Below are 9,217 nucleotides of genomic sequence, written 5' to 3' on the forward strand. Positions count from 1 at the left end.
CTATTATATCCCCGTCTATTCCTAGCGCATTATCGCTTATCTCCATAACCGCGACATCATCTCTGTCATAACTTTTTATACAAATCTGAGCATTCTCAACCCCTTTTGCACTAAACTGCTCTCTTGCATTATTTATGATATTTACCAAAACCTGCACAAACTCATTTTTAAAGAGCTTGACTCTGCTCGTGGAGCCAAGCTCCAAAGAGAGATCTATATTTTCAGATGCCAAACTACCCTCGAGCAGCCAGTAAGCCTGAAATACCGGATCATTTAAAGTACACTCCTCTTGTTGCTTGTTGGGTCTATAGAAGTCACTAAAATCAGAGATAATCTGACCCATGTTGTTTGTATAAAACTCGATTTTTTTAAGCTTTTTATCTAAAAAATCCAAAAACTCTTTTCTCTGTTTCTCATCACAGAGATCATGCTCTTCAAGTTCTATTGCCATAATCATAGATATATTGAGGGCAGATATGGTGCTAAGAGGCTGTTTCCACTGATGCGCTATCATGCTTACGGTTTCTCCGATTTGCGCTAAACGTGATTTGTGAAGCATATATGTATCTTTTTTCTGCATCTCTGCCACCGCTTGGGTAACCATGCTTTGAAGCTCGCCATTTTTCTTTTTTAAAATATATTGTCTATAAAAAAATACGAACAGTACAAAAAACGCCAAAAGAAGACTCTCTTTTAGGTACTTAAACTCTACACCGTTTACATAATTGACAGAGACCCAATTATTAAAAAAGCTATTCACATCTGGATGCTTGAGGCTTTTTGATAGTTTTTCATAAATGGAAAAGAGCGTAGTATCGTCACTCCTTACCCCAAAACATATCCCTACCTTATCATCAAACTGCCCAGATATTTTCAGATATACATTAGAGCTGTTTTTAAAAGCGTATGCCGAGTTTATAAGAGTATCTATATATCCGTAATATTGTCCTCTCTCGACTGCTCTAAAACCCTCTTTTAATGAATGGACATAATTTAGTTTTATCCACGGGTTTCTCTTTTTCAAATCCTCTATAAAGGGATTGCCTCTCACAACAACAAACTCTTTATCTATAATGCTATCTATATCTACTATATAATTTTGCGATTTTCTTGTCACAACTATAAGCGGTTCATAATGATAAGAGGTCGTGTACTTTAAATCTTTCTCTTCTTTATTTGATACCGCCATAGGCAGAATATCGCACTCATTGTTTGAGATTTTTTGCAAAGCCTCTTTGTAGCTGCTGCTTTTTACATACTTATATCTGACATTGATATTCTCTTTTGTAAGATTTAAAATATCGGCTGAAACACCTATAAAATCCTTATGCCGAGTATCACTAAAAGGGAGCATAGATGTAATAGCACAGACTTTGACCTCTTGTTTATTTCTAAGATAATCATGCTCCTCTTTGGTTAAAAATCCATCTTTAGCATTAAATATAAGTTTATCAATGTCAACATCGGATTCCACTAAACCTGTAACTCTATAGATGTCCACTATCCTCTCAATTTTACTTTTTTTTATGCTTCCCAAAGGCACACTCTCTGTATAAGCCAGTTTTTTTAGCTCATTCGCTTCAAATATAAGAGCATCTTTTGTCTTGTTGGTAGGGTTGTACTTTTTGTAAATAATATCTACTGCTTCATCTATATTTTTAAAAGCGTATTCCCATCCTTTTATGGATGCTTTTTTAAAACTCTCTACTTTTACAGGATTTTTGCGTACATTCTCTTGCGAGGTAAAAAGTATATCGCTATAAAAGTCAAAGCCTCTGTCTTTTGGGGAAAATAGCCTGTATGGTATCCCTCTTTTTTTTAAGATAAAAGGTTCATTTGAAACATACCCTGTATAAAGATCAACTCTTCCGTCAATCAACTCTTCAAGGTCAAAAGTGTGCTTCTTAAATGTGATGCTGTTTTTATCTACCTTAGCAGCATTTATCATGGCATACACGGATGCAATCTCAACAGCGTTTTCTGTTGTCATGGCATTTTTAGAAGCAAAATCTTTTATACTCTTTATTTTTGAAGATTCGAGCGCTATCAGAGTAAGCGGTGAGGATTGGAATGCTGCACTAAGCAGAGAGATCTCTTTGCCCTCCGAGTAGTGCCAAACTAGGCTTGAGCGACCAATGCCGTATGTTGTTTTGCCGCTTAGTACATCACCAATCAGGTCTGTTTCATAACTGAATTTTTTTATCTCTACATCAAAACCCGCATCCTTGTAAAAACCCTTCTCTTTTGCCATATAATATCCGGCAAACTGAAACTGGTCAAGCCACTGAAGCTGCAGAGATACTTTTTGCAAAGAGTTTTGTGAAGCATATATGGAGGTAAAAAGAAGTAAAAAAACAAATATATATTTCATAAAATTCCGGCTGTTTAAATATGGTAAATTATACCACAAGAGTCAAAAAGTAATATCTTGCAATCCTCAAGCTTCCAGCGATTAAAACAAACCAAACAAACCTGAGCCTAACCAAGCCCGCGACAACTGTTAGTGGATCACCGATGATTGGAAGCCATGAGAGCAGAAGTGCATAGTAGCCGTTAGCGTGAGTGTAGTTGTAAGCTTTTGCTCCTGTTTTGGATGCTAAGAGTTTCGTTTTTGTTTTTTCGTAAAGCAGATAGCCTAAAAAATAGTTTGTTATGATGGCAAGAATATTGCCGCTTGAGGCAAAAAAAAGTGCATTTAACTCGGGCATGCCGTTTGAGAGAGCTGCCACAAACGCAACCTCGGAGCTGAAGGGGAAGATAGTGGCTGCTAAAAAAGCTGAGAGAAAAAGTGCTAGCTCTGTTATGTTATCTGCTTGTAAAGTATGTGATATTTTCTATAACGCCCGCTATAAGTTTCTCTCTTGCTTCAACACTCGTCCATGCAATATGCGGGGTTATGTAGAGATTGTCTTGGTTTTTGACATGCAAAAGAGGGTGGTTTTGCTCCATCGGCTCGCGACTGAGGACATCCAAACCAAAGGAGATATTTTTCTTATCAATCACTCTTGCAACCGCCGCTTCATTGATGATGCCGCCGCGCCCAAGGTTTAAAACTACTGCCCCATCCCTACATGTTAACAGCTGTTCATACCCCAAAAGATTTGTAGTTTTCTCATTTAGTGGTGCATGGATAGAGATAATATGGCATGTTTTTAAAAGCTCATCAAGTTCTACATGTGGATAGTCTTGATTGGAGTTTTTGCCGCTTGTTGAGAAGTAGCAGACATCCGCTCCGAATGTTTTAGCGACTCTTGCAACACCTTTACCGATCTCACCCAAACCAATGATGCCCCATTTTTTACCCTTAATCTCAAAAAAAGGATGAGAGACATCTGTAAAAATAGGGCTTTTCGCATAAGAGCCATCTTTTACATACTCATCATAATATCTAGAGTGTCCTACGAGGTAAAAGAGCATGGAGAATGTGTGTTGAATGACTGAATCTGTTGAGTATCCTGAGACATTTTTTACCTCAATGCCCCTCTTTTTTGTAGCCTCCATATCTACGTTATTCATACCTGTAGCAGCCACGCAGATAAGTTTTAGAGCAGGTGCGTTAGTCATGTGAGCCTCAGTTATAACCACTTTGTTTGTAACTATAACATCTGCATGAGCTATTCGCTCCTCTGTATGCTGCGGCAAAGTTGTTTGAAAGACATCAACGTCCCCTAACTTAAAAAACCCATTAAGAGAAGTATCGCCGAATGTAAGCGCATCAAGGATAACAATCTTCATTTAGCTGTCCTTAATGTTTTGAATCAACTCTCTTGCTCTCTCTAACGCCTTGTCTGCTTTGTCAAAAACAAGTGCTACCGCCAATCTTCTGCCTTTATGTGCCTCAGGTTTGGAAAAAATCCTCACAAAACTGTTGTCACTAAAGAGACTCTCATCGACACTTAAAACAGGAGCATTACTGTGGACTTCTGATTTAAACGCGGCACTCGCACCCTCACCGTAAAAGGTAAACCCAAGCGGAAGTCCAAGAACAGCGCGTAAGTGAAGTGCAAACTCGCTTTGAGACTGAGTGATTAGCGTAACCATCCCCGTATCATGCGGACGAGGCGATACTTCGGAGAAGTAGACCTCATCGCCCTTAATGAAGAGTTCAACTCCAAAAAGACCGCGACCGCCAAGACCGTCGGTTATCTTTTTTGCCATCTCCTGAGAGCGCTCTTTTGCAAGCGGGCTCATCTGCATCGGCTGCCATGAGAAGACATAGTCACCGCCCTTTTGCTCATGACCTATCGGCTCGCAAAAAACAGTCTCTTTGCCATTTCTAGCGGTGAGCATCGTTATCTCATAGTCGAAATCTACAAAAGCTTCAACAATAAGCTCGCTTGCATCGCCACGCGCCTCTTTTGCAATCTCCCATGAAGCATCAATATCTTCCGCACCTTTAGCAACGCTCTGCCCATGTCCGGACGAACTCATAACAGGCTTAATAACACATGGAAAGCCCATGCGTTCAGCTGAGTCTTTTAAACCCTCTTTTGTAGTAACAAACTCATAAGGACCTGTCTTTAAACCTAGAACTTCTGCCGCAAATGTGCGGATATTTTTTCTGTTCATGGTCTTACTAACAGCACTCGCGTTAGGAATAACGTTATACCCTTTATCTTCGGCTGCAAAGAGAGCGTCAATACTTATCGCCTCAATCTCAGGCAGAATATAGTCCGGTTTTTCACGGTGGATAATCTCTAAAACTGCATCTTTATCCTGCATATTTACGACATAGCTTCTGTGTGCCACATGGTGTGCGGGCGCATTTTGGTATCTATCTACCGCTATGACTTCAAGACCGAGCCTTTGCGCTTCAATAGCGACTTCCTTGCCGAGTTCACCAGAACCTAGAAGCATAATTTTTTTTGAGTTTGATTTTAGAGGAGCAGAGAAACGCATAATAATTCCTTCATTGATATGAAGGAATTATAGCAGAGCTGAGTTAAAAATTATCGTTTTAGCCCGATAAGAGTCTCAAGAAGCGTATCTGAAGTGGTAATTGTTTTACCGTTTGCCTGATACCCTCTTTGAATAATGATGAGCTGTGTCAAAGAGCGAGACAAGTCAACATTTGAAGCTTCAAGAGCTGCCGCTTGCATAAATCCACGCCCTGCAGTTGCAGCTGTTCCGATAATCGGATCACCTGAGTTTGCTGTTTGAATAAATACATTTCCGCCCTCAGTTGAGAGACCTTCGTTGTTAGTAAACTTTGCCATACCTATCTGCGCCAAACCAAAAGAACGACCGTTACTAAACGAACCGACTAGTGTACCGCTCTGATCGATTCTGATACCTACCAAATCTCCGCCGGTAAAACCATCCTGACTTATTCCAGAAGTTGATGAAATAGAGTCAAAGCTTGTCATACCGTCAAAACTGTTTGATGTACCAAGTCCAATAGAGACTTGCTGATTTGGAGCCGAGCCGTTATTCGCCGTAAAAGAGACGTTTGGCGGATTGTAAGTCGATAGTGAACCATCACTATTAAATCTAACAAAACCAGTTTTTTCGTTGTATGGCGTTATCGTATCTATGGTAGCAGGTTCCGGGACACTTATTTTCATATTCCAAGTACTTCCCGTAGAAGAATCGACGGCAACTTTTCTAAACTCTGTTCTTAAAGTATGTTTTGAGCCCAGAGAGTCAAAAACATCAATACTTGCAGAGTGTGTTGCCGCATTAAAGCCCTGTGAAAATGCTGTAGCAGTACTGCCTGAAGGTAAAGTTGCGTTAAGTGCCTCCATACTTCTAGTAAAGCTGCTGTTCTCGGTTATTCCGCCACCCGTAATACTGTTGGCATTCATTCCAGTGATAGAGAGATTTATATCATAATCACTGTCCAGTGAACCGCCGGGATTTGAGAGTTCAAATTTACCCTGCTCATTAACAGTTACTTCTATATTATTTTCATAGATACCGTCAATATCTGTGTCAACAGCAGTCGCTCTTGCCTGATTTTCTAAAGCTTCACGAAGATCAGCAATTGTTCTAAATTTCTTATCAAACCCTTCGGTTGTCGTAGCCCCTGTAGGATCATATTGGTATCTGTACGCAGTGGTAGCTGAGTCAGCAAGCGCAAAACCACTTCCATCAAGTGCACCGACCGCACTTATTCTAATATTATGCGAAGAATTTGAGTTCGAGTTGCCGTTTGTAAGTGTAATTTCTCCGGTTCCTGGATCATAAACAGCTTCAATGCCTGTTACTGATGTTTGAGCATTGATGGCTGATACAAATCTTGAAGCAGTTTGAGCCTGAGTCTCTCCACCCGGAGCATTACTTGTTGTTATCTGCTTTGTCGTACCGTTATCCAACTCAAATGTAATATCTAACTCAGCATTGGCAGTAACTACTCCTGTAGCGGTCGTAGTTGTATCTATAAATGATGCCCAGATACCCTGCTTGGCCTGAAGATTAAAAGCCTCACCTGACTCATTGAACATAACACCCATGTCACCGGACTCTATCGGGTTTCCGTTTTCATCTATTGCGGCAGGCGAAGGAAGCGCCGTTCCTGCAGGATAACTCTTTACCTCGTATGCAGCCGAATAGTTATCGACACGTGGACCAGAGTTTAGGTTTGCTTTGATTATGACCTTTTGTGTCGGAGACGCTGGAGTTGTGAGTCCCGGCGGTATATTGATATTTGTTATCGGTGCGGTTGCATCTACAAGTCCTGTAGTCTGATCTCTAAGCCATCCCTGAACAATAAAACCGTTGTTGTCAACAAAGTTACCGCCAGCATCAAACTTAAAGTCGCCTGAGCGCGTATATTTGTAAGTGTTTCCGCCATCGGGAGAGACTATAAAAAAGCCGTCCCCTTGGATAGCAACGTCTGTATTTTTGTCAGAGTTCTGAACAGAGCCCTGTGCAAAAATCTTAGTTACAGAGCTCGCACTCGCACCAAGACCAACTTGCACCGGGTTTTTACCGCCCAGTGAGCCTTGTGGCGCCGTAGCTATTGCTTTTGTCTGAGCAAGAAGGTCCGAAAAGTTAGCACGTGAATATTTAAAACCTATTGTATTTACGTTTGCAATATTATTTGACTCTACGTCCATCGCTACTTGATGAGACTGTAGTCCGGATACACCGGCAAAAAGTGATTTTAACATTTTAAATCCTTTTGTTTATTAGTATAGTTAAACAGCATTTTGTGTTCCAACTTTGTTAAGCATCCATGCTCAAGGCTTTTTGAAGCATCTCGTCTGCTGTAGTTATGGACTTTGAGTTTGCGTCGTATGATCTCTGCATAATAATAATCTCCGTAAGACCGGTTGCCATCTCAACATTTGAGCCCTCAAGCTTAAAGTTTGTCATATCCGTTCCTGTAATATTTTTACCGTTTTCATCTTGAAAAAATATTGCTCTGCCGCTATTTTGAGACTCTGCAAATCTTGAACCGCTTACACGCTCAAGTCCTCTGTCATTTTGAAAATGGTATACGGCAACCATCCCGACTGCACTCTGCATACCGTTTGAAAAAGTAGCTATTACCTCTCCGTTTTTGTTTATATCATAACCCAAAAGGTCGCCCGCTTCAAGACCGTTTGCAGAACTTGAGCTACTAAAAGTATCACCCAAAGATGTAACACCCTCATATCCCGTTCCAAGATTTATAGCTACATCTGTTCCGTTGTTATTTATGGATGTAAGGGTGTTGGAGATAAGCGCTCCGGCATCATCAAAACTTGCAACACCGCTGCTTGTAGAGTAGGTCTCAGTGCCTTCCAGGTTCTCAACCGTGCCAACTATATCCCACTGTGAGCCGGGTAGGACTTGCGGGACACTCTTTGTAAACTCAAGTCTTAAATTGTTTCTGTTATTTTGTGCATCAATTATTCCTGAGCTTATAACCCTTATCTCATCCCCTGAGGTCAAATTTCCATAAAATTTCGCCTCTGTCGTAGGCTGAACAGGAAAAAGCAGATCTTCTGGAAATTGGAGTTTTTGTTGCGCATCTACTGCCCCAAGCTCCACCTCTGCCAGCTGTTGTGTCAGTACCCCGTTGTTTATATTGCTCCCCATAGTTCCCAAGACATACTGTCCGTCATTTGTAACCAAATCTCGGTTTTTATCAAATAAAAAGGCTCCATCACGCGTATATAGAGGTTTCCCTTCTCCCTGAATACCAAACCAGCCATCGCCTACAATTGCCAAATCCGTACTTCTATCGCTGAGTTGAAAAACACCTTTACTCTCATTCATGGCGACCGTATTTAACTTTGTGCCGATTCCAACACCGCTGCTCGTACTTGAAAAATCTGAGGCTGTTACAAGTGCCTCTTCAAAAAGTGAGGAGAATTCAGTTGTGTACCCACGAAATCCGACCGTACTTATGTTTGCTAAATTGTCCGAAATTACATCAATACCATACTGATGCGCCTTAATTCCGTTTATTCCCGTATAAAAAGCTTGGCTCATCATTTGTGTGTACCTCTTTTTAGTAGATCTCTACTACATCTGAGAGAGATACATAGCTGGAGCCTATTTTAAAGTATGTATCATTACCCTCAAATTTAACCGACTCTATAGGATACGCTCCCACTCTGGTTGTTAAAGCATCACCGTTTGGATTTGTATATGAAGCAGTTGCGTAATATATTCCACTGTCTACGGTATTGCCGTTTGTGTCGGTACCGTCCCATGTAAATTGGTAAACACCCTTAGGGTTTGTGCCGACATCCAATGTCTTTAATATATTTCCATTTACATCAAGTATCTCAACATTTCCTTGCTCTATGGCATCGGGAAAATAAACTTCAAAAGTAGTTTCAGTTCCCTCATCAAGAACAATTGCATTGCTTCCGGTATCGGCTGTTTTTCCAATAGCAGATACTGTACTAAACTGCTGTGAAGTACCAAGTGATACTGCCAAGTCTGATAGTGCTTTGTTTGTATTTTCAGTAGCTTCTAACGTTGCAAGCTGTGAAGTTTGCGATAAAATCTTTTCGCTGTCCATCGGCTCTGTCGGATCTTGATTTTGAAGCTCAACTAAAAGAAGCGTCATAAAATCGTCTTTACTTAAAACCGATTTGTCCTCAGTTACTGCCGGAGCAGCATACTCCGCATTTGTCGCGGCATTTAAGCCTGTTGATGTGATTGCCATAATTTAATCCTTAATTTTATTTCATAAAATGAAGGGAACCTTTTCCCTTGATTTGTCCGCAAAAGGAACCCGTCCCTTTTGCTTCGCTAGCCGCTGTGGCACTGAAGCTTG

At 40.8% G+C, this 9,217-nt stretch carries 7 protein-coding genes; all 7 read right to left on the reverse strand.

Going from position 1 to position 9,217, the window contains the following annotated elements; translation table 11 throughout:
- Positions 1–2,371: ABC transporter substrate-binding protein (locus RQ763_RS06170; protein WP_314151795.1), on the reverse strand; the 2,371-nt coding region annotated here is incomplete at its 3' end.
- 28 nt (positions 2,372–2,399) lie between these two features.
- Positions 2,400–2,729 (reverse strand): YqaA family protein, encoded by a 330-nt coding sequence (locus tag RQ763_RS06175; RefSeq protein WP_294927326.1) that lies wholly within the window; start codon positions 2,727–2,729, stop codon positions 2,400–2,402.
- Between the two features lie 76 nt (positions 2,730–2,805).
- Positions 2,806–3,735, reverse strand: a complete 930-nt coding sequence (locus tag RQ763_RS06180; RefSeq protein WP_314151796.1) for a D-2-hydroxyacid dehydrogenase — start codon at positions 3,733–3,735, stop codon at positions 2,806–2,808.
- Positions 3,736–4,899 (reverse strand): formate-dependent phosphoribosylglycinamide formyltransferase, encoded by a 1,164-nt coding sequence (purT, locus tag RQ763_RS06185; protein ID WP_314151797.1) that lies wholly within the window; start codon positions 4,897–4,899, stop codon positions 3,736–3,738.
- A 50-nt stretch (positions 4,900–4,949) separates the two neighbouring features.
- Entirely contained in the window at positions 4,950–7,112 is a 2,163-nt protein-coding gene (gene flgE / locus RQ763_RS06190; protein ID WP_314151798.1) for a flagellar hook protein FlgE, read from the reverse strand.
- A gap of 55 nt (positions 7,113–7,167) precedes the next feature.
- The gene (locus RQ763_RS06195) at positions 7,168–8,421 is read right to left on the reverse strand and encodes a flagellar hook-basal body complex protein (RefSeq protein WP_314151799.1); all 1,254 of its coding nucleotides are present in this window, start codon (positions 8,419–8,421) and stop codon (positions 7,168–7,170) included.
- Between the two features lie 19 nt (positions 8,422–8,440).
- On the reverse strand, positions 8,441–9,106 hold the full coding sequence (locus tag RQ763_RS06200) for a FlgD immunoglobulin-like domain containing protein (RefSeq protein ID WP_314151800.1): 666 nt from the start codon (positions 9,104–9,106) through the stop codon (positions 8,441–8,443).
- Positions 9,107–9,217 lie beyond the last annotated feature (111 nt).

It is taken from the genome of Sulfurimonas sp., from assembly GCF_032250635.1.
In the GTDB taxonomy this organism is placed as follows: domain Bacteria; phylum Campylobacterota; class Campylobacteria; order Campylobacterales; family Sulfurimonadaceae; genus Sulfurimonas.

Excerpts from the sequence above, each read along its gene's own strand:
- RQ763_RS06180 (WP_314151796.1), bottom strand. The coding sequence starts at position 3,735 with ATGAAGATTGTTATCCTTGATGCGCTTACATTCGGCGATACTTCTCTT.
- purT (WP_314151797.1), bottom strand. The coding sequence starts at position 4,899 with ATGCGTTTCTCTGCTCCTCTAAAATCAAACTCAAAAAAAATTATGCTT.
- flgE (WP_314151798.1), bottom strand. The coding sequence starts at position 7,112 with ATGTTAAAATCACTTTTTGCCGGTGTATCCGGACTACAGTCTCATCAA.
- RQ763_RS06195 (WP_314151799.1), bottom strand. The coding sequence starts at position 8,421 with ATGAGCCAAGCTTTTTATACGGGAATAAACGGAATTAAGGCGCATCAG.
- RQ763_RS06200 (WP_314151800.1), bottom strand. The coding sequence starts at position 9,106 with ATGGCAATCACATCAACAGGCTTAAATGCCGCGACAAATGCGGAGTAT.